The sequence below is a fragment of the Kitasatospora sp. NPDC087314 genome (genome assembly GCF_044744365.1).
Classification (GTDB): domain Bacteria; phylum Actinomycetota; class Actinomycetes; order Streptomycetales; family Streptomycetaceae; genus Kitasatospora.
Genome location: NZ_JBIUYE010000031.1, coordinates 1 through 21,385, shown reverse-complemented (window position 1 = coordinate 21,385; position 21,385 = coordinate 1). Strand labels below are relative to the sequence as shown.

17 protein-coding genes are annotated in these 21,385 nt (G+C 71.3%); 12 read left to right on the top strand and 5 right to left on the bottom strand.

Annotated features, from left to right (window positions below; genetic code table 11):
- Window positions 1-20 precede the first annotated feature (20 nt).
- From ACIO5E_RS38985 to ACIO5E_RS38970, 4 genes are all read right to left on the bottom strand, one after another.
- Complete coding sequence (locus ACIO5E_RS38985; protein ID WP_400677289.1) at window positions 21-1,178, bottom strand: hypothetical protein; 1,158 nt, start codon at window positions 1,176-1,178, stop codon at window positions 21-23.
- Window positions 1,179-1,205: 27 nt separating this feature from the next.
- Entirely contained in the window at window positions 1,206-1,961 is a 756-nt protein-coding gene (locus tag ACIO5E_RS38980; RefSeq protein WP_400677286.1) for an ABC transporter ATP-binding protein, read from the bottom strand.
- Window positions 1,962-2,172: 211 nt separating this feature from the next.
- Entirely contained in the window at window positions 2,173-3,567 is a 1,395-nt protein-coding gene (locus ACIO5E_RS38975) for an aspartate aminotransferase family protein (protein ID WP_280685344.1), read from the bottom strand.
- A complete protein-coding gene (locus ACIO5E_RS38970) occupies window positions 3,564-4,037 on the bottom strand; it encodes an Lrp/AsnC family transcriptional regulator (RefSeq protein WP_280685345.1) in 474 nt (157 codons plus the stop codon). The genes ACIO5E_RS38975 and ACIO5E_RS38970 overlap by 4 nt, the downstream gene beginning before the upstream one ends.
- A 301-nt stretch (window positions 4,038-4,338) precedes the next feature.
- Between ACIO5E_RS38970 and ACIO5E_RS38965 the strand changes: the two genes are divergently transcribed.
- The 3 genes from ACIO5E_RS38965 to ACIO5E_RS38955 all read left to right on the top strand — a co-directional run bounded on the left by ACIO5E_RS38965 (window position 4,339) and on the right by ACIO5E_RS38955 (window position 8,673).
- Window positions 4,339-5,784, top strand: coding sequence for a gamma-aminobutyraldehyde dehydrogenase (locus ACIO5E_RS38965; protein ID WP_400677282.1), 1,446 nt, complete (start codon window positions 4,339-4,341; stop codon window positions 5,782-5,784).
- Between the two features lie 262 nt (window positions 5,785-6,046).
- Window positions 6,047-7,405: an aspartate aminotransferase family protein gene (locus tag ACIO5E_RS38960; RefSeq protein ID WP_400677280.1), complete on the top strand. Its 1,359-nt coding sequence runs from the start codon at window positions 6,047-6,049 to the stop codon at window positions 7,403-7,405.
- A gap of 68 nt (window positions 7,406-7,473) precedes the next feature.
- Window positions 7,474-8,673, top strand: coding sequence for a spermidine/putrescine ABC transporter substrate-binding protein (locus ACIO5E_RS38955; RefSeq protein WP_400677277.1), 1,200 nt, complete (start codon window positions 7,474-7,476; stop codon window positions 8,671-8,673).
- Window positions 8,674-8,676: 3 nt separating this feature from the next.
- Here the strand turns inward: ACIO5E_RS38955 and ACIO5E_RS38950 are convergent, their stop codons facing one another.
- Window positions 8,677-10,335: a PucR family transcriptional regulator gene (locus ACIO5E_RS38950; RefSeq protein WP_400677274.1), complete on the bottom strand. Its 1,659-nt coding sequence runs from the start codon at window positions 10,333-10,335 to the stop codon at window positions 8,677-8,679.
- A 361-nt stretch (window positions 10,336-10,696) separates the two neighbouring features.
- On the opposite strand from ACIO5E_RS38950, the gene ACIO5E_RS38945 reads away from it, so the two are divergent.
- The 9 genes from ACIO5E_RS38945 (at window position 10,697) to ACIO5E_RS38905 (ending at window position 21,189) form a co-directional block, all read left to right on the top strand.
- Entirely contained in the window at window positions 10,697-12,208 is a 1,512-nt protein-coding gene (locus tag ACIO5E_RS38945) for a gamma-aminobutyraldehyde dehydrogenase (protein ID WP_400677272.1), read from the top strand.
- 65 nt (window positions 12,209-12,273) lie between these two features.
- Window positions 12,274-13,524: a spermidine/putrescine ABC transporter substrate-binding protein gene (locus ACIO5E_RS38940; RefSeq protein ID WP_400677269.1), complete on the top strand. Its 1,251-nt coding sequence runs from the start codon at window positions 12,274-12,276 to the stop codon at window positions 13,522-13,524.
- A gap of 36 nt (window positions 13,525-13,560) precedes the next feature.
- Window positions 13,561-14,703, top strand: coding sequence for an ABC transporter ATP-binding protein (locus tag ACIO5E_RS38935; protein ID WP_400677266.1), 1,143 nt, complete (start codon window positions 13,561-13,563; stop codon window positions 14,701-14,703).
- Entirely contained in the window at window positions 14,700-15,629 is a 930-nt protein-coding gene (locus ACIO5E_RS38930; protein ID WP_280685353.1) for an ABC transporter permease, read from the top strand. Before ACIO5E_RS38935 ends, ACIO5E_RS38930 begins: the two co-directional genes overlap by 4 nt.
- On the top strand, window positions 15,629-16,432 hold the full coding sequence (locus ACIO5E_RS38925) for an ABC transporter permease (RefSeq protein WP_400677262.1): 804 nt from the start codon (window positions 15,629-15,631) through the stop codon (window positions 16,430-16,432). Before ACIO5E_RS38930 ends, ACIO5E_RS38925 begins: the two co-directional genes overlap by 1 nt.
- Window positions 16,433-16,511: 79 nt before the next feature.
- Entirely contained in the window at window positions 16,512-17,906 is a 1,395-nt protein-coding gene (locus ACIO5E_RS38920; protein WP_400677260.1) for an NAD(P)/FAD-dependent oxidoreductase, read from the top strand.
- 182 nt (window positions 17,907-18,088) lie between these two features.
- Window positions 18,089-18,520, top strand: a complete 432-nt coding sequence (locus ACIO5E_RS38915; protein ID WP_400677257.1) for a hypothetical protein — start codon at window positions 18,089-18,091, stop codon at window positions 18,518-18,520.
- Window positions 18,521-18,628: 108 nt separating this feature from the next.
- On the top strand, window positions 18,629-19,423 hold the full coding sequence (locus ACIO5E_RS38910) for a hypothetical protein (protein WP_400677255.1): 795 nt from the start codon (window positions 18,629-18,631) through the stop codon (window positions 19,421-19,423).
- 242 nt (window positions 19,424-19,665) lie between these two features.
- The gene (locus tag ACIO5E_RS38905) at window positions 19,666-21,189 is read left to right on the top strand and encodes a CoA-acylating methylmalonate-semialdehyde dehydrogenase (RefSeq protein WP_400677253.1); all 1,524 of its coding nucleotides are present in this window, start codon (window positions 19,666-19,668) and stop codon (window positions 21,187-21,189) included.
- Window positions 21,190-21,385 lie beyond the last annotated feature (196 nt).

Sequence of the window (21,385 nt, the reverse complement as noted above, 5' to 3'; positions counted from 1 at the left end):
CGGGAGTGGCCGGACCCGCCTCAGCGCAGACCGGCAGCCGCCAGCGCGGCGGTCGCCCCGCCGGTCACCAGCAGCGTGGTGCCCACCGCCAGGGTGCGCAGCGCGACCGCGCCGAACAGCAGCCGGGGCGAGGTGCCCAGGCGCAGGAGCGCGTCGGTGACGCCCCGGCGGTCGGTGCGGACCTCGGCCAGCCGGACGGCCACGGCGGCCGCCGCGCACCCGAGCACCAGACAGGCCTCGATGGCGGGCAGCGCGTCGGCGCTGTCGGGCGTGCCGATCCAGTAGCGGATGGTGGTGAGCACCATCGCGAGGGCGAGGGTGAGCACGGCCAGCGGCGGGCCGAGGCGGCGGGCCTGGGCGGTGAGTCCGCGGCCGGCCAGCAGCCGCAGCGGGGTGGGCCGGCCGAGGGCGAGTAGCCGTCCGGTCCAGGCCAGCAGCGGGCCGGTGAGCAGGGCGAGCCCGAGTGCGCTGGCGGCCCAGCCGCCGAACGCGGTGGTGCTGGTGGTGCCGAGCCCGGCGGGCAGGTGGATCGGCCGGTCGTCGACGGCGGCGCCGGGCCGCAGGGCGATGAGTTCGAGGGCGAGGCCGATCACGGAGAGCCCGACCGGCAGGGCGATCCGCCAGGCGCCGAAGCCGGTCGGGCCGTGGGCACGGGTACGGCCGCCGGGCAGGGTCTCGTCGAGCGGCACCGCGCAGGCGGCGGCGATCCCGGCGGTGAGCGGCACCAGAGCGAGCAGGGTGACCGGTGCGGCGGCCGGCAGCGGCACGCCCATGCCGAGGTCGGGGGCGAGCGTGGGCCCGGCGATGTCGTTGCGCAGGACCAGGAAGGCCAGCAGGGTGAGCACGCTGCCGACGGCGCAGGCGAGTGCGACCTCGCCGGCGATCAGGGTGCGGACCCGGCCGGAGCCGGCTCCGGCGGCGCGCAGGCCGGTGATCCGTTCGGGCCGCTGGGCGGGCACCGCGCGGGCGGTGACGGCCGCGAACCAGGCGACGGCGGCGAGCGGGGGGAGGCACCAGAGCAGCCGCTCCAGCGCGTCCTCGCCGCCGAGCGGGTCGCTCATCGCCCGGCCGAGGGAGCGCAGCAGGAAGGCCGCGACCACGGCGGCGGCCAGCGTGGTGAGCAGCCAGCGGCCGAGGTCGGGCACCCGGTAGCCCCGGGCCAGACGGAGATAGAACACGTCGACTCTTTCAGCGGCTCGGCGTCGTCAGCGGCGGGTGGCCGAGACGGCGGGCGCACCGGCCGTCCCCGGGGTGGCGGTGCCGCGCGGGACGGGGGCGGCGGGGGCGGTGAGCCGTCCGTCGACGAGGGCGACGGCGCGGTCCGCGAACCGGACGAGCTCGGGGTCGTGAGTGGCCAGGACGAGGGTGAGCTGGTGCGAGCGGGCCGCGCTGGTCAGTATCCGTAGGACCTGGTCGGCGGCCTCGCGGTGCAGTGGCGCGGTGGGGTCGTCGGCGAAGACCACCGGCGGCAGCGGGGCGAGGGCGCGGGCGACGGCGATCCGCTGGCACTGGCTCCGGACCAGCCGCTCGGGGCGCTGCCGGGCGACCTCGCCGACGTCGAGGCGCTCCAGCCATTCGTCGGCGGCGGTGTACGCGGCCATGTTGCCGGCGCCGGCGAGCAGCAGCGGCAGCGCGACGTTCTCCCGGGCGGTCAGTTCGGGCACCAGGTGCGGTTCGGAGCCGACGAAGCCGAAGCGGTCGCGGCGCAGCCGTTCGCGTCCGGCCCGGCCGAGGGTGTGGACGGGCGCGCTGTTGAACCAGACCTCGCCCTTGTCGACCGGGAGGAGGGCGGAGAGGCATCCGAGCAGGGTGCTCTTTCCGGAGCCGCGCGGTCCGGTGACGGCGAGCACCTCGCCCTCGCGGACGCCGATCGAGATGCCGCGCAGAGCCGGGGTGCCGTGATGGGACTTGACGATCTCCCGGGCCCACAGCACGTCGTTGTCAGGCGGTGCCGCTGACATGAGGTTCCATCCTGGATGGCCGCAGGGATATGACAGTCGTCAGATTAGAACGACTGGGACCCGGTGCGGTTGCGGCGCTCTGGTCCATCGCGGGCAAATCACCCGCAATCAGGCATGTTTGTCGGGTGGAGCGTGCTGGAAAGCGCCGAAGGGCGGTCCCGGGGGAGTGGGACCGCCCTTCGGCGGAGGGTGGGGAAGGAGGATCAGAAGGTCAGATCTTCGCCCACGCGTCGGTGAGGCTGGTCCGCAGGATCTGCTCGATCTCGTCGAAGGTCGACTGGTCGGAGATCAGCGGCGGGGCCAGCTGGATGACCGGGTCGCCACGGTCGTCGGCGCGGCAGTACAGGCCGTTGTCGAACAGGGCCTTCGACAGGAAGCCGTAGAGCACGCGCTCGACCTCGTCGTCGTTGAACGACTCCTTGGTGACCTTGTCCTTCACGAGCTCGATGCCGTAGAAGTACCCGTTGCCGCGGACGTCGCCGACGATCGGCAGGTCGCGCAGCTTGTTCAGGGTGCTCAGGAAGGCGCCCTCGTTGTCCAGCACCTTCTGGTTCAGGCCCTCGCGCTCGAAGATGTCGAGGTTGGCCAGCGCCACCGCGGAGGAGACCGGGTGGCCACCGAAGGTGTAGCCGTGCAGGAAGGTGTTGTCACCCTTGTAGAACGGCTCGGCGAGGCGGTCCGAGATGATCGTGGCGCCGATCGGGGAGTAGCCCGAGGTCATGCCCTTGGCGCAGGTGATCATGTCGGGCTGGTAGCCGAACTTGTCGGCGCCGAACATGGTGCCCAGGCGGCCGAAGGCGCAGATGACCTCGTCCGAGACCAGCAGCACGTCGTGGCGGTCGCAGATCTCGCGCAGGCGCTGGAAGTACCCGGGCGGCGGCGGGAAGCAGCCACCGGCGTTCTGCACCGGCTCGACGAAGACGGCGGCGACGGTCTCGGCGCCCTCGTTGAGGATGGCCACCTCGATCTCGTCGGCGCACCAGCGGCCGTAGGCCTCGGGGTCGACCGTGCCGTCCGGGCCTTCGAGGAAGGCCGGGGCGCGGTAGATGTTGGTGTTCGGGGCCTTGTGGGTGCCCGGCACCAGCGGCTCGAACGGGGCCTTCAGGCCCGGCAGGCCGGTGATGGACAGGGCGCCCTGCGGGGTGCCGTGGTAGGCGACGGCGCGCGAGATGACCTTGTACTTGGTCGGCTTGCCGGTCAGCTTGAAGTACTGCTTGGCGAGCTTCCAGGCGGTCTCGACGGCCTCGCCGCCACCGGTGGAGAAGAAGACCTTGTTCAGGTCGCCCGGGGCGTAGTTGGCCAGGCGCTCGGCCAGCTCGACGGCCTTCGGGTGGGCGTAGCTCCACACCGGGAAGAAGGCGAGCTCCTTGGCCTGCTTGGCGGCGGCCTCGGCGAGCTCCTCGCGGCCGTGGCCGGCCTGGACGACGAACAGGCCGGCGAGGCCGTCGAGGTACTTGCGCCCCTTGTCGTCCCAGACGTAGGTGCCTTCGCCCCTGACGATCGTCGGCACGGGGGAGTTCTCGTACGACGACATGCGGGTGAAGTGCATCCACAGGTGGTCGTAGGCGGTCTTGGAAAGGTCCTTCTGCGCCGGGTCGGCTGTCATCGGGTGCCCCAGGTGTAGGTCTGTTTCCGGAGCTTCAGGTAGACGAAGCTCTCGGTGCTCCGCACGCCGGGAAGCGCGCGGATGCGCTTGTTGATCATTTCGAGCAGGTGCTCGTCGTCCTCGCAGACCAGTTCGGCCAGGAGGTCGAACGAGCCTGCGGTGCAGACCACGTAGTCGACCTCGTCGAGGGCGGCCAGTGCGTCGGCGACGGGCTCGATGTCACCCTCGACCCGGATGCCGACCATCGCCTGGCGGGTGAAGCCGACGGTGAGCGGGTCCGTGACGGCGACGATCTGCATCACGCCCTGGTCGAGCAACTTCTGGACGCGCTGGCGCACGGCCGCCTCGGACAGGCCGACGGCCTTGCCGATGGCGGCGTACGGGCGGCGTCCGTCCTCCTGGAGCTGCTCGATGATCGCCTTGGAGGCGGCGTCGAGGGGAACGCTCGCGGTTCGGTCGCGGTTGGCCACGCCGCCACTGTGCCTGATCGTTCCCCTGTTCGCAAGCGAGGAATCTGCTGATTTCGTCGTGATCTTGGAAAACCTGTACGGATTTCATCGTCCACGAGTGCTGCGTCTGTCGATACCGGCAGTCGTGCGGCTACCCTGGCACGGTACGCGCGCCGCCCCGCAGCGCAGCGCGCGTTCCCCCAAACCAGTGGACCGCGCCGTCCAGGGCCCGGCCACCCGGCACCCTTCGTGCGCCGGGCCCGCCGACGTACCATGGCGCCGGAATCTGCAATGCCGCAGGCCCAGACCGAGGAGAGACCCCGTGAGCGACCTTCGCACGCTGCGCAACTACATCAACGGTGAGTTCGTCGACGCGGCGGACGGCCGCACCCTCGACATCGTCGACCCCACCACCGGCGAGGTCTACGCGACGTCTCCGCTGTCCGGTGCCGCCGATGTGGACGCCGCCATGGCCTCGGCCGCCGCGGCGTTCCCGATCTGGCGCGACGCCACCCCGAGCACCCGCCAGAAGCTGCTGCTCAAGATCGCCGACGCGATCGAGGCGCGGGCCGACGAGATCGTCGACGCGGAGGTCCGCAACACCGGCAAGCCCCGCGCGCTGACCCTCTCCGAGGAGGTCGGCCCGATGGTGGACCAGATCCGGTTCTTCGCCGGCGCCGCCCGGCTGCTGGAGGGCAAGGCCGCCGGTGAGTACATGGACGGGATGACCTCGATCATCCGCCGTGAGCCGGTCGGCGTCTGCGCCCAGGTCGCGCCGTGGAACTACCCGATGATGATGGCGGTCTGGAAGTTCGCCCCGGCCATCGCCGCGGGCAACGCCGTCGTCCTGAAGCCCTCGGACACCACCCCGGCCTCCACCGTGCTGCTCGCGGAGATCATCGGCGGCATCCTCAAGGACCTGGAGCTGCCGGCCGGCGTCTTCAACGTCATCTGCGGCGACCGTGAGACCGGTCGGCTGATGGTCGAGCACGCGACCCCGGCGATGGCCTCCATCACCGGTTCGGTCCGGGCCGGCATCCAGGTCGCCGAGTCGGCCTCCAAGGACGTCAAGCGCGTCCACCTGGAGCTGGGCGGCAAGGCCCCGGTCGTGGTCTTCGAGGACGCCGACATCGCCGAGGCCGTCGAGGGCATCTCGGTGGCGGGCTTCTTCAACGCCGGCCAGGACTGCACCGCCGCCACCCGCGTGCTGGTGCACGAGTCGATCCACGACGCCTTCGTCGAGGCGCTGGCCAAGGCCGCGGCCGAGACCAAGACCGGCGGCGTGGACGACGAGGACGTGCTGTACGGCCCGCTGAACAACGCCAACCAGCTCAAGCAGGTGGCCGGCTTCATCGAGCGGCTGCCCGCCCACGCCAAGGTCGAGGCCGGCGGTCACCAGGTCGGCGACCAGGGCTACTTCTACGCCCCGACCGTCGTCTCCGGCCTGCGCCAGGACGACGAGATCATCCAGAACGAGGTCTTCGGCCCGGTCATCACCGTGCAGAAGTTCACCGACGAGGACCAGGCCGTCGACTACGCCAACGGCGTCGAGTTCGCGCTCGCCTCCTCGGTGTGGACCAAGGACCACGCCCGCGCCATGCGGATGTCCCGCCGGCTGGACTTCGGCTGCGTCTGGATCAACACCCACATCCCGCTGGTCGCCGAGATGCCGCACGGCGGCTTCAAGAAGTCCGGCTACGGCAAGGACCTGTCGTCCTACGGCTTCGAGGACTACACCCGGGTGAAGCACGTCATGACCGCGATCTAGCGGGTCACGGCCATCGAGCGCAGGATGACCGCGATCTAGCGGGTCACGGCCATCGGGCGCAGGATGACCGCGATCTAGCGGGTCACGGCCATCGGGCGCAGGATGACCGCGATCTGAGTGCGCGCGTCCATCGTGTGAACTGACAATGGGCCCGGGTCTTTTCGACCCGGGCCCGGTGTCTTTGCATCCTGTCGGCCGTTCGGGTGACCGACTGACAAGATGAAACTGCCCTTGGGGGCCGGGACTCCCTAGCCTTACCGGCATGAGCATCCCCACCGCTGACTCAGCCGCCGGCCAGGCCGTCAAGGCCGCCGACCGCGCGCACGTCTTCCACTCGTGGTCCGCCCAGGCGCTGATCGACCCCCTCGCGGTGGCCGGCGCCGAGGGCTCGTACTTCTGGGACTACGACGGCAACCGCTACCTCGACTTCTCCTCCCAGCTGGTCAACACCAACATCGGTCACCAGCACCCGAAGGTGGTCGCGGCGATCCAGGAGCAGGCGGCGAAGCTCTGCACCATCGCCCCCGGGTTCGCCGTCGAGTCGCGCAGCGAGGCCGCCCGGCTGATCGCCGAGCGCACCCCCGGCGACCTCGACAAGATCTTCTTCACCAACGGCGGCGCCGAGGCGGTCGAGAACGCCATCCGGCTGGCCCGGCTGCACACCGGCCGGCAGAAGGTCATGTCGACCTACCGCTCGTACCACGGCGCCACCGCCAACGCGATCGCCCTCACCGGCGACCCGCGCCGCTGGGCCAACGAGACCGGCGTCTCCGGAGTGGTGCACTTCTGGGGCCCGTACGCCTACCGCTCCAACTTCCACGCCGAGAACGAGGCGCAGGAGTGCGAGCGCGCGCTGGAGCACCTGGAGCAGGTGATCGCCTTCGAGGGCCCCGGCACCGTCGCGGCGATCATCCTGGAGACCGTGGTCGGCACGGCCGGCATCCTGATCCCGCCGGCCGGCTACCTGGCCGGGGTGCGGGAGATCTGCGACCGCTACGGCATCGTCTTCATCCTCGACGAGGTGATGGCCGGCTTCGGCCGCACCGGCGAGTGGTTCGCCGCCGACCACTGGGGCATCACCCCGGACCTGCTGACCTTCGCCAAGGGCGTCAACTCGGGCTACGTCCCGCTGGGCGGCGTGGCGATCAACGCCGAGATCGCCGCCACCTTCGCCGAGCGGGCGTTCCCCGGCGGGCTCACCTACTCCGGCCACCCGCTGGCCTGCGCCTCGGCCGTCGCCACCATCAACGCCATGGCGGAGGAGGGCATCGTCGAGAACGCCAAGCACATCGGCGAGACCGTGCTCGGCCCCGGCCTGCGCGCGCTGGCCGAGCGGCACCCCTCCATCGGCGAGGTCCGCGGCCTCGGCGTGTTCTGGGCGCTCGACCTGGTGAAGAACCGCGAGACCCGCGAGCCGCTGGTCCCGTACAACGCCGCCGGCGCCGCCAACGCGCCGATGGCCGAGCTGGCCGCCGCCTGCAAGCAGCGCGGGCTCTGGCCGTTCGTCAACATGAACCGCTTCCACGTCGTCCCGCCGTGCACCGTCACCGAGGAGGAGGTCAAGTCCGGCCTCGCGGTGCTCGACGAGGTGCTGTCGCTCACCGACGCGCACACCGTCTGACGTACCGATCGGACGGCCCCGGGTGTGTCGTGCACGCCCGGGGCCGTCCCACGCTCCGGAGGCCCCCCATGCTCAGCGCCACCACCCTGACCCGCCCCCGCAACTCCCGCTCGATACGCCGACGTTCGGTGCTCGGCGGGGCCGCGCTGCTCGGCACCGGCACGCTGACCGGCTGCGGCATCCCGTCCGCGTACGTCGCCGAGGACCGCCGCTCGATCCCGGACCGCTCGGACCGCGAGAAGCGGCTCGCCTTCTCCAACTGGACGCAGTACATCGACACCGATGACGAGGGGCACCGGCCGACCCTGGACGCCTTCACCGAGCGGACCGGCATCGAGGTCACCTACACCGAGGACATCAACGACAACGACGAGTTCTTCGGCAAGATCAGCCCGGTACTCACCCAGGGCGCCGACCCCGGCCGGGACCTCATGGTGATCAGCGACTGGATGGCCGGCCGGTACGTCTCGCTCGGCTGGGTGCAGGCCATGGACCGGGACAACCTGCCCAACGTCACCGCCAACCTGGACCCGCAGCTCGCCGATCCGGCCTTCGACCCCGGGCGCCGGCGCAGCGTGCCCTGGCAGTCCGGGATCACCGGCATCGCGTACAACCGCAAGGCGCTCGGCCGGGAGCTCAAGTCCACCGCGGACCTGTGGGCGCCCGACCTCAAGGGCCGGGTCACCCTGTTCGCCGGGCTGGACGAGGCGCTCGGGCTGCTGATGCTCTCCCAGAGCGTGGACGTCTCCCGGTTCAGCGACGACGACGCGCACCGGGCGATGGACATCGTGCAGAAGATGGTCGACACCGGCCACATCCGCCGCTTCACCGGCAACGACTACACCAGCGACCTCGCCTCCGGGGCGGCCGTCGCGTGCCAGGCCTACTCCGGCGACGCCGTCCAACTGACCGCCCAGAACCCGGACATCGAGTTCGTGGTGCCGGAGGAGGGCGGCGAGCTGTGGGCGGAGAGCCTGCTGATCCCCAATCGGGCCCGGCACAAGCGCAACGCCGAGCTGCTGATCGACCACTACTACCAGCCCGAGGTGGCCGCCGAACTCGCCGCGTTCGTCCAGTACATCTGCCCGGTGCCGGCCGCCCGCGAGGTGCTGGCGGCCAGCGGCGACAAGGACAAGGCCGAACTGGCCGAGAACCCGCTGCTCTTCCCGACCGACGAGATGCGCGCCCGGCTGCACACCATGCGCGACGTCACCTCGGACGAACGGCCCGCGCTGCACAAGGTCTGGGGGCGCATCACCGGGGTCTGACGGTCAGCGGCGGACGGCGTCCAGGGCGAGCAGCGCCACGTGCAGGGACAGGCAGGACTCCACCTGGTCGAGGTCGACGCCGAGGATCCGCTCGACCTTGTGCAGGCGGTCGTAGAAGGACGGCCGGGACAGGTGTGCGGCGTCGGCCGCCGCCGACTTGTTCCGGCCCTGCTCCAGGTAGATTCGCAGCATCTGCACCAACTGGCCGTTGTGCTCGGCGTCGTGGGCCAGCAGCGGGCCCAGCTCCCGCTCCACGTAGGTCTGCAGCCGGGCGTCGTCGCGCAGCAGGTGGAGCAGGCCGCGCAGTCGGACGTCCGGCAGCCGGTAGTACGAGGCGGCCCGCCCGCCGGGTGCGTCGTGCAGGGCCGCGTCGGCGACCTGGGTGGCCTCCAGCAGGGTGCGCCGGGCGTCCCGGACCGAACCGACCGAGGAGCCGACCGCGACCACCGGCGCCGGTACCGGTACCGGGGCGTTCTCCCGCCCGGCCTCGGCCGACATCCGCCGCAGCGTGGCCGAGAAGGCGTCCAGCGCGGCGTGCTCGTCCTGCTGGGTGCCGAGCGCGATCAGCACGCCGACGCCCTCGTCGTCCAGCGCGCCGACCAGGGCGGAGAGCCGGCAGGCCCGCACGGCTCCGGCCGCCAGCTCGGTGAAGTCGCGCAGCCGGGCCTGCGCCTCCAGGGCGGCCGGGATCGGGCCGCGCCGCTGCCGCAGCACCACCCCGACCAGCCGGCGGCCCTCCAGCGGGACGCCGAGCGCCTGGGCGCGCAGGGCGACCTCGGAGACGGTCAGCGCGTGGGTGAGGACGCCGGACAGCAGGGTGCGGTGGGTCTGCCGCTCCAGGCTCTCCCGGTCGCGCACCACCAGCCGGTTGAGCGCCAGCGCGGAGGCGCCGCGCTCCAGCAGCATGGTGTGCGGGTGCGCCTCGCCGCCGGGCAGCGCGCCCGGCTCCTGCACCAGGACCAGCCGGCCCCAGTCCTGGCCGCGGGCGCCGACCGTCGTCACCAGCCAGCCGCTGCGCGGGTCGTGGCCGGTGCGGCCGGGCGGGCGGACCCCGCGCGAGCGGCGCTCCCAGTCCTCCAGCAGCTCGGCCTCCGGGCGTCCGGCGGTGTCGTGGGCGAGCACCTGGTGGGCCAGGTTCTCCAGGACGACCGGCGCGCCCGCCATCCGGGCCACCTGGCGGATCACCTCGGGCGGCTCGGCGCCCTCCACCACCAGCTCGTTGAACACCTGGTGGACGGACTCGGAGATGCGCAGCTGCTCCAGCTGGGCGTTGACCACGAGCGCGTGCACGGCCTCGGTGACGGCGACGAAGCGCAGCTCGCGGCGGAGCGTGATCAGCGGCAGGCCGCGCTGCTCGGCGGCGTGTACCAGGGCGCGGGGCAGCGAGTCGAAGTAGCGCCGGCCGTACTCGACGACCAGGCCGGCGACCCCCACCTCGTCCAGCTCGCGGACGTAGCGGGCCAGGCCCTCGCGGTCGTCGGGCAGCGCGATGCCGGTGGTGAGCACCAGTTCGCCGCCCTGGAGCACCCCGGCGACGTCGGGCAGCTCGCTCACGTGGACCCAGCGGACCGGCCGCTCCAGGTGGTCGGCGCCGGCGACGACCTGGGGCAGGCCGCGCCGCATCACCTCCAGGTCGAGCACGCGGGCGACGGTGGGGAGCATCGCGGGGCCTCCGGGGTCTCGGGGGGACCAGAGTGTCAGGTAAATCATCCATCCCGGCGACGACCTGTCGCCCTCGGCGAACCCTTGCACCCTGTAAGGCCCTTTGCGTCGAGGTTGTCGCAGTGACCCTTGTCACGCCGGGGCGGCAACGGGCATGGTCAGCGGGTCGGCTGTGGCGAAAAACAGACCTCACGCCGGAATCCGTCGCGTTGACCGGAATGCAACAGCGGAATCCCTTGTCCGGAATCCGCCGGACTGCCAGGATCGCGCAACCCCGGTGATCAGCCGGTCGGATTCCCCCACCGCGGGAACCATCGAATCCGTCGTGGGCAGTCGATCCACCGGCACTTGGAGGAACCAGATGGACCTGACCGACTTCGGCGCGGGCGCGCAGTACATCGCGGGCCGCCGGACCCGGGGGAGCGGCGAGCCTTTCCAGATCGTCAACCCCGCGAACGGCAGCGTGGTCGAGCAGGTCGCCCTGGCCACCACCGAGGACGTCGACGCGGCCGTCGCCGCCGCGAGGGCCGCCCTGCCCGGCTGGTCCGGCGCCACCCCCGGCGCCCGGTCCGAGGCGCTGACCAGGCTGGCCGCCGTCCTGACCGACGCGGGCGCCGACCTCGCCCGGGTGGAGACCGCGCAGACCGGCAAGCCGGTCAAGCTGGCCACCGAGTTCGACGTCCCCGGCACCATCGACAACGCCGCGTTCTTCGCGGGCGCCGCCCGCAACCTGGAGGGCAAGGCGGCCGGCGAGTACTCCGGCGACCACACCTCCTACGTGCGGCGCGAGGCGATCGGCGTGGTCGGCTCGATCTCGCCGTGGAACTACCCGCTGCAGATGGCCGCCTGGAAGATCCTGCCGGCGATCGCGGCGGGCAACACCATCGTGCTCAAGCCGTCCGAGCTCACCCCGCTCACCTCGCTGATGTTCGCGGCGGCCTGCACGGCGGCGGGCATCCCGGACGGCGTGGTCAACGTCGTGACCGGCGCCGGACGCACCACCGGTGAGCACCTGGTCTCGCACCCGGACGTCGCGATGGTCTCCTTCACCGGCTCCACCCCGGTCGGCCGGAGGGTCGCCGAACTCGCCACCGCGAGCGTCAAGCGCACCCACCTGGAGCTCGGCGGCAAGGCCCCGTTCGTGGTCTTCGACGACGCCGACCTCGACGCCGCCGTGCACGGCGCGGTCGCCGCCTCGCTGATCAACGGCGGCCAGGACTGCACCGCCGCCACCCGCGCCTACGTCCAGCGCCCGCTGTACGACGCGTTCGTGGCCGGCGTGGCCGAGCTGTACGCCGCGATCAGGGTCGGCGACCCGCTCGACCCGCACACCGACCTCGGCCCGCTGGTCTCGTACACCCACCGGGACCGGGTGGCCGGCTTCGTCGAGCGCGCCCGCTCGTACTCCACCGTCGTCACCGGCGGCCGCGCGCCGGAGAAGGGCCACGACGGCACCGACCTCACCCGCGGCGCGTACTACCTACCCACCCTGATCACCGGCGCCGCCCAGGACAGCGAGGTGGTCCAGGGCGAGATCTTCGGCCCGGTGCTGGTGGTGCTGCCCTTCGACACCGACGACGAGGGCCTGCGGCTGGCCAACGACACCCCCTACGGCCTGGCCGCCTCCGCCTGGACGGGCAACGTGCACCGCTCGCTGCGCGCCACCCGGGAGATCGCGGCCGGGTGCGTCTGGGTCAACGACCACATCCCGATCATCAGCGAGATGCCACACGGCGGCTACAAGGCGTCCGGCTACGGCAAGGACATGTCCCAGTACTCGCTGGACGAGTACACGCAGGTCAAGCACGTCATGTTCGACACCACCGCGGTCGCCCGCAAGGACTGGCACCGCACCGTCTTCGGAGACAGATAACACCGGCCAGGGGCGCCGCCCCCGGGTGCCCCGATTCGACCTCTTACCCCCAGGAGGCCCGTTCCATGGCGTTCAACGAGTTCACCGACGGTCTGCCCGAACCGGTCCGCAAGGCCTGGGAACGCAGTCTGACCAGCGGACGGGCCGCGATCGGCCGCCGCACCCTGCTGCGGGCCGCCGCGCTGACCGCCGGTGCGGGCACCCTGGCCGCCTGTGGCATCCCGGCGGCCAAGACCGCCGGCGGCGACTCGACCGCCAACGCCGCCAAGGATCTCTCGGAGACCGAGAAGGAGGTCAACTTCTCCAACTGGCCGCTGTACGTGGACACCGACGAGAAGGACAAGCAGAAGCACGGCACCCTGGACGCCTTCACCACGGCCACCGGCATCAAGGTCCGGTACAACGAGGACGTCAACGACAACGTCGAGTTCTTCGGGAAGATCAAGCCGCAGCTGGCGGCCGGCCAGGACACCGGCCGCGACCTGATGGTGCTCACCGACTGGATGGCCGCCCGGCTGATCCGGCTCGGCTGGGCGCAGAAGCTCAACCCGGCGAACGTCACCACCGCGATCACCAACGTCGACTCGCGCTTCCGCGCCCCCGACTGGGATCCGGGCCGGCTCTACTCCTACCCCTGGGCCGGCATCCAGGTCGTCATCGCCTACAACAAGAAGGCGACCAAGGGGAAGGAGGTGACCAGCGTCTCTCAACTGCTGGACGACCCCGACCTCAAGGGCCGGGTCACCTTCCTCTCCGAGATGCGCGACAGCATCGGGATCACTCTGCTGGACCTGGGCAAGGACCCGGCGAAGTTCACCGCCGACGACTACGACGCCGCCGTCGCCCGGCTGCAGAAGGGCGTCGACAGCAAGCAGATCCGCCGCTTCACCGGCAACGACTACGGCCAGGAGCTGTCCTCCGGCGACATCGCGGCCTGCGTCGCCTGGGGTGGAGACCTGATCCAACTGCGCGCCGACAACCCGGACATCGAGTTCGTCATCCCGGAGAAGGGTTACGTCTCCTCGACGGACAACATGCTGATCCCGGCCCGGGCCCAGCACAAGGCGAACGCGGAGAAGCTGATCGACTTCTACTATCAGCCGAAGATCGCGGCGCAGCTGGTCGCGGGCATCGGCTTCGTCTCCGCCGTCACCGGGATGAAGGACGAACTCGCCACCCTCGCCCCGGACAGCGCGGCCAACCCGCTGGTCGTACCCACCCCCGAGATGGCGGCCAAGGCGCACGTGTTCCGCACCCTCACCGAGACCGAGGAGAGCGATTTCGAGCAGAAGTTCTCCAAGCTCATCGGCGCCTGACCCCCACTCCGGCAGAGAAGACCAGGAAGACACCCCATGACAGACCAGCAGCGCGACGCGGCCGCCGGCGGCGACGTCCGGCTCACCGGCATCGGCAAGACCTACGGCGCCTTCACCGCCGTCCACCCGCTCGACCTCACCGTCCCCCAGGGTTCCTTCTTCGCCCTGCTCGGCGCCTCCGGCTGCGGCAAGACCACCACCCTGCGCATGATCGCCGGCCTGGAGGAGCCCACCAGCGGCACCGTCCTGATCGGCGGCCAGGACGTCACCGCCCTGCCCCCGTACAAGCGGCCGGTGAACACCGTCTTCCAGAGCTACGCGCTCTTCCCGCACCTCGACATCTTCGAGAACGTCGCCTTCGGCCTGCGCCGCCGCGGGAAGAAGGACGTCAAGAAGCAGGTCGACGAGATGCTGGAACTGGTCGAACTCGGCCCGTACGCCCGGCGCAAGCCGCACCAGCTCTCCGGCGGTCAGCAGCAGCGCGTCGCCGTCGCCCGCGCCCTGATCAACCACCCGCAGGTGCTGCTCCTCGACGAGCCGCTCGGCGCGCTCGACCTCAAGCTGCGCCGCCAGATGCAGCTGGAGCTCAAGCGGATCCAGACCGAGGTCGGCATCACCTTCGTGCACGTCACCCACGACCAGGAGGAGGCCATGACCATGGCCGACACCATCGCGGTGATGAACGGCGGCCGGGTCGAGCAACTGGGCGCGCCCGCGGAGCTGTACGAGAACCCCGGCACCACCTTCGTGGCCAACTTCCTCGGCCAGTCCAACCTGCTGCCCGCCGAGGTCACCGGCACCGACGGCGGCGACCTGCTGCTCACCGCGGCCGGCGCCCGCCTCGCCGTGCCGAAGGCGCGCTGCGCCACCGACGCCAAGCAGGTCCACCTCGGCGTGCGCCCGGAGAAGATCACCATCGCGCACGCCTCCGCCGAGGTCGCCGACGGCCGCAACCGGCTGGCCGGCACCGTCCTCGACTCCAGCTTCATCGGCGTCTCGACCCAGTACGTCGTGCGCACCGACGGCGGCCAGGAGGTCACCGTCTTCGAGCAGAACATGGAGCGTGACGCCCGGATCGTCCCCGGCGCCGCCGTGCTGCTGCACTGGAACCCGGCGCACTCCTTCGCCCTGGACGCCGCGCAGGCGATCGACGCGGGCACCGCGGAGGAGGCCGCATGACCACCACCACCCCGGCCGCGCCGCCACAGGTCATCCCCCTGCCGGAGCCGGCGTCCAAGGTGAAGCGCAAGCTCACCCCGTACTGGCTGCTGCTGCCCGGCATCGCCTGGCTCGTCGTCTTCTTCGCCGTCCCGATGGTCTACCAGGCGTCCACCTCGCTGCAGACCGGCTCGCTCGAAGCGGGCTTCAAGGTCACCTGGCACCTCTCGACCTACTGGGACGCCCTGGTCGAGTACAAGTGGCACTTCGTCCGTTCGTTCTCCTACGCGGGCATCGCCACCGTGCTCTGCCTGGCCGTCGGCTACCCGCTCGCGTACACGATCGCCTTCAAGGCGAGCAAGCGCTGGCGCAACGTCATCCTGATCCTGGTCATCGCGCCGTTCTTCACCAGCTTCCTGATCCGCACGCTGGCCTGGAAGACCATCCTGTCCGACGGCGGGCCGGTGGTCGGCGTGCTCAACACCCTGCACGTCCTGGACGTCACCAACGCGCTCGGCCTCACCTCCGGTGACCGGGTGCTCGCCACGCCGCTCGCCGTGGTCTGCGGTCTGACCTACAACTTCCTGCCGTTCATGATCCTGCCGCTGTACACCTCGCTGGAGCGGATCGACCCCCGTCTGCACGAGGCCGCCGGCGACCTGTACGCCCGGCCGTTCACCACCTTCCGCAAGGTCACCTTCCCGATCTCGCTGCCCGGCGTGGTCGCCGGCACCCTGCTCACCTTCATCCCGGCCTCCGGCGACTACATCAACGCCCAGCTGCTGGGCTCGCCGAGCGAGCAGATGGTCGGCAACGGCATCCAGAAGCAGTTCCTGAACGTGCTCGACTACCCCACGGCGGCTGCGCTGAGCTTCATCCTGATGGCCCTGATCCTGGGCATGGTGACGGTCTACATGCGCAAGGCCGGGACGGAGGAACTGGTCTGATGTCCCGGATTATCAAGTGGATACGCGCCCACCTGGTGGTGCTGGCCGGCCTGCTGGCCCTCGCCTACCTGGTGCTGCCCAACCTGGTCGTGCTCGCCTTCTCGTTCAACAAGCCGGTCGGCAAGTTCAACTACGAGTGGAACGAGTTCTCCACCGACGCCTGGACCAACCCCTGCGGCGTGGCCGACATGTGCCAGTCGCTCTCGCTCAGCCTGCAGATCGCGGTGCTCGCCACCATCGGCGCCACCGTGCTCGGCACCATGGTCGCCTTCGCCCTGGCCCGCTACCGCTTCCGCGGCCGCTCGGCCACCACCGCGATGATCTTCCTGCCGATGGCCATGCCCGAAGTGGTCATGGCCGCCTCGCTGGGCACGCTGTTCCTCAACATGCGCATCCCGTTCGGCTTCACCACCATCCTCATCGCGCACATCATGTTCTGCCTCAGCTTCGTGGTGACGGCGGTCAAGGCGCGCGTGATGAGCATGGACCCGAGGCTCGAACAGGCCGCCCAGGACCTCTACGCGACCCCCGTCCAGACCTTCCTGCGGGTCACCCTGCCGCTGGCCGCCCCCGGCATCGCCGCCGGCGCGCTGCTCAGCTTCGCGCTCTCCTTCGACGACTTCATCATCACCCAGTTCAACTCGGGCCCGACCACGGTCACCTTCCCGATGTTCGTCTGGGGCGCATCGCAGCGCGGCATCCCGGTGCAGGTGAACGTCATCGGCACCGCGATGTTCATCGCCGCCGTCGCGCTGACCGTCGCCGGACAGTGGCTGGGCAACCGCCGGAAGGCCACCGCCTGACGTACGGTCGCGCACCGTACCGTTGGGTCGTGGTGGCCGAACAAACCATCGCCTAAGTACAGAAAGTGGCTGATAATGCATGGACTCCGCCCGCGCACTCAGTGACGCCAGGCCCACCCCCTTCTGGCTGGAGGATCCCGGTCGGCCGGCGGCCCTGCCCGCCCTGGTCGGCGACACCACCTGCGACCTGCTGGTCGTCGGCGGCGGCTACTCCGGCCTCTGGACCGCCCTCATCGCCAAGGAACGCGACCCCTCGCTGGACGTCGTGCTGGTCGAGGGCAACGAGGTCGGGTGGGCCGCGTCCGGGCGCAACGGCGGATTCTGCGCGGCCAGCCTCACCCACGGCTTCGGCAACGGCCTGCAGCGCTGGCCCGCCGAACTCGCTCAGCTGGAACGCCTCGGTGCCGCCAACCTGGACGGCATCGAGGCCACCCTCAAGCGGTACGGCATCGACGCCGAGTGGGAGCGCACCGGGGAGATCGACGTCGCCACCCAGCCGCACCAGGTGGAGGAACTCCACGAGATCGCCGAGGCCGTCGCCCGATACGGCTTCGACATCACCGTCCTGGACGCCGACGCGCTGCGCGCCGAGGTGAACTCGCCGACCTTCCTCGGCGGCCTCTGGGACAAGGAGGGCGTGGCGATGGTCCACCCCGCCAAGCTCGCCTGGGGCCTCAGGGACGCCTGCCTGGGCCAGGGCGTCCGGATCTTCGAACACACCCGGGCCACCGACCTGCGGGAGTACGGCAGCGGCATGGCCGTCCGCACCCCGTACGGGCGGGTCTTCGCCCGCCGCGTCGCGCTCGGCACCAACGTGTTCCCGTCGCTGGTCAAGCGGGTCCGCCCGTACATCGTGCCGGTGTACGACTACGCGCTGATGACCGAGCCGCTCAGCGACGAGCAGCTCGCCGCGATCGGCTGGCGCGGCCGGCAGGGGCTCGGCGACAGCGCCAACAAGTTCCACTACTTCCGGCTCTCCGCCGACAACCGGATCCTCTGGGGCGGTTACGACGCGGTCTACCACTACGGCGGCCACGTCCGGCACGAGTACGACCAGCGGCCGGAGACCTTCCGCACCCTGGCGAACCACTTCTTCCGCTGCTTCCCGCAGCTGGAGGGCCTGCGCTTCACCCACGCCTGGGGCGGTGCCATCGACACCTGCAGCCGGTTCTCGGCGTTCTTCGACACCGCCTACCGGGGCAAGGTCGCGTACGCGGCCGGGTACACCGGGCTCGGCGTCGGCGCGACGCGCTTCGGCGCCGAGGTGATGCTCGACCTGCTCTCCGGCGAGCGCACCGAGCGCACCTCGCTGGACATGGTGCGCAGCAAGCCGCTGCCGTTCCCGCCCGAGCCGGTGCGCTGGGCCGGGATCGAGATCACCACCCGGTCGCTGGAGCGCGCGGACCGCAACGGCGGCCACCGCAACCTCTGGCTGCGCACGCTCGACCGGCTGGGGCTCGGCTTCGACAGCTGACCAGGCAGCGAGCCGCCCGGTTCCCGGGCAGTCCGGGTAAGCCCGTGCGAGCGCATCCCGCGCATCCCGTGTAAGAGAGACCCGCCGTCCACCTCTTCTTGGTGACGGCGGGTCTCGGTTTCCCCGCCGCGTCCTGACCGGGACGATCCGACCAGTACGAGCGGCAAGAAGCGGGGACAGACATGGAGATCACCGGACTGCACTGGCTCGCCCAGGTGGCACCGGACCCGGAGGCCTTCCGGGAACAGTGGGAGCGCACCGGGCTGGGCCTGATGCTGCTACCGGCAGGCCGCCGCTGGGACGTCCTCTCCGTCCCCGGACGGCTCGGGCGCCCGGCCCTGGAGGTTCTGGACACCGGCTCCCGCGGTCCCGTCCTCACCGACTTCGAGGACGAGCACGTCACCTTCCTGGTGCCCGTGGGCACCGCCGCCCGCTGGATCGGCACGGGCGTGCGCGCTGCGGGGCAGGGCACCTGGATCGTGGTCCCGCACCCCGAGCGAAGCAGCCGCGGGGTGCGCTGGCTGGTCCCACCCGACGGGTCCGGACGGCTCAACGACCCGGTGCTGCTGGAGCTCGCCCTGCACGAGGCCGCGGCCGGGCTCAGCGGCTGGTGAGACCGGACCCGGGACGTCGGTGGTCCGGGGTGCGCGGTGGCCATCGGGCGTCGGTGGCGCTGGGCTGTCGGTGGCGCGCGGGACGGGTGGTCGGGTCAGACTGGAGGCGTGACCACCGCCCCGGACGCCGTCGACGCGCCCCTTCGACCGGGCCCGGCCCAGCTGCGCCTCGCCGCACTGGCCGCCCCCGTCTGCGACCGGTACGGGCTCGCCGTGGCCGGCGGGCACGCGTTGCGCGCCCATGGTGTCGCGGCCTGCCCGCAGGACGGACTCACCCTGGTGACCGGCGGCGCCGACCTGCCGGAGGTGGCCGCCGCGCTGGCCGAGGCCTACCGTGCGGCCGGCGGCGGGGTCGCCGAGCGCCCGGGCACGCCGCGCCTGGAACAGCTCACCGTCCGGCTCGCGCTCGGCGGGCGGTCGCACTCGGTGGAGCTGCGGAAGGAACCGCTGGCCCACCGGCCGGTCCGGTTCGACCTCGGCGCGCCCCTGCCCGGCGAGCCGCCGGTGGTCCTGGCGGTCGTCGCCCTGGAGGACGCCGCCGCGCTGACCACCGCGCTGCTGGTGGACCGGGGCATGCCGCGCGACCTGATCGACGTGCACGCCCTCACCGGCTGCTATCGGGAGGGTGAACTCATCGCACTGGCAACCGAGTTGGATGCCGACGTCCAGCCCGCGGCGCTCGCCGACCGGCTGGAGACGCTGGCCGAGACGGCGGACGGCCGGTTCCGCGCCCGGGGCGTCGCGGCGGAGGCGGTGGACGGGCTGAAGCGGTGGGCGCTGGTCTGGGCACAGGACCTGCGGCTGGACCTGCTGGAGACGCAGGAGGCCGCCGACGGTCTGCACGACCCGTACCTGGAGGACGAGGAGTCGCAGGACCCGTACCCGGAGGGCGAGACGTCCTGAGCCCCGGCGGGCGATCCGGATTCACGTGTTCGGCATTCACCTATTCGGCCGAGCAACCGGACGACCTGTAAGGCTGAATCCGGGATCCCCGTCAGCCTGTTCGTTGAGGCCGGGCACGGTGGCCACCAGACTGGGAGATGAGCGCGGTAGCCCCGTGAATCCCGTCGCCCGGCCCACAAGCGGGCGGCGCCAGACAGGACCGGCGGCAGCATGCCGCCCGGGACTTCGGAGGCAGACGGACCTTGAGCAAGCACACCATTCACTGGATCGGCGGCAAGCCGGTCGCCACCGCCGGCGCGGCGCCCCGCCGCGGTGACATCTTCGACCCGGCCACCGGCCAGGTCGCCGGCCACGTCGACTTCGCCGAGATCGCCGAGGTCGACCAGGCCGTGGCCGCCGCCGCCTCGGCCTTCGCCGAGTGGCGCACCGCCTCGGTCGCCAAGCGCACCACGGTGCTCTTCGCCTTCCGCGAGCTGCTGAACGCCCGCCGCGACGAGCTGGCCGCGATCATCGTGTCCGAGCACGGCAAGGTCCACTCCGACGCACTCGGCGAGATCGCCCGTGGTCTGGAGGTCGTCGAGTACGCCTGCGGCATCCCGCAGCTCGTCAAGGGCGGCTTCACCGAGCAGGCGTCCACCGGCATCGACGTCTACTCGATCCGCCAGCCGCTCGGCCCGGTCGCGATCATCTCGCCGTTCAACTTCCCGGCCATGGTGCCGATGTGGTTCTTCCCGATCGCCATCGCGGCCGGTAACACGGTCGTCCTGAAGCCCTCGGAGAAGGACCCGTCCGCCGCCAACTTCCTCGCCGAGCTGTGGAAGGAGGCCGGACTGCCGGACGGCGTCTTCAACGTCGTGCACGGCGACAAGGCGGCGGTGGACCGCCTGCTGGAGCACCCGGACATCAAGTCCGTCAGCTTCGTCGGCTCCACCCCGATCGCCCGCTACGTCTACGAGACCGGCACCCGCTACGGCAAGCGCGTGCAGGCCCTGGGCGGCGCCAAGAACCACATGCTGGTGCTGCCCGACGCCGACCTCGACCTCGCCGCCGACGCCGCCGTCAACGCCGGCTTCGGTGCGGCCGGCGAGCGCTGCATGGCCGTGTCCGTCCTGGTCGCCGTCGACCCGATCGGCGACGAGCTGGTCGACAAGATCAAGCAGCGCATCGCCACCCTGAAGGTCGGCCCCGGCTGCAACGGCGACTCCGAGATGGGCCCGCTGGTCACCGGCCAGCACCGCGACAAGGTCACCTCCTACGTCGAGTCCGGTGTCGCCGACGGCGCCGAGCTCGCGGTGGACGGCCGCAAGCACCCGGTCACCGCCGAGGACAAGAACGGCGCCCCGACGTCGGACGGCTTCTGGCTCGGCCCCACCCTGTTCGACCACGTGAAGCCCGGCATGTCCGTCTACAACGACGAGATCTTCGGCCCGATCCTCTCCGTGGTGCGCGTCGCCTCCTACGACGAGGGCCTGGCGCTGATCAACGCGAACCCGTACGGCAACGGCACCGCCCTCTTCACCAACGACGGCGGCGCGGCCCGGCGCTTCCAGTTCGAGGTGGAGGTCGGCATGGTTGGCATCAACGTGCCGATCCCGGTTCCGGTCGCCTACTACTCCTTCGGCGGCTGGAAGGCCTCCCTGTTCGGCGACGCCCACGCGTACGGTCCGGACGGCGTGCAGTTCTTCACCCGCGGCAAGGCCGTGACCCAGCGCTGGCTGGACCCGTCGCACGGCGGCATCAACCTCGGCTTCCCCACCAACAGCTGAGCCCCGCTCCGCGGCCAGGCCGGCCGGACCCCTCTCCCCGGGGTCCGGCCGGCCCTTTGCGCTTTGCCCGCCGTTTGCATCCGCCCGCGATAGCGCGTAGAGTTCTTCGAGCTGCCTGGCAGGGAGCACCGGACACGTGTTTGCGCGGACGGTCCCGAGGTAGCCAATCCTTCGAAACACCACTTCCCGGTTCGGG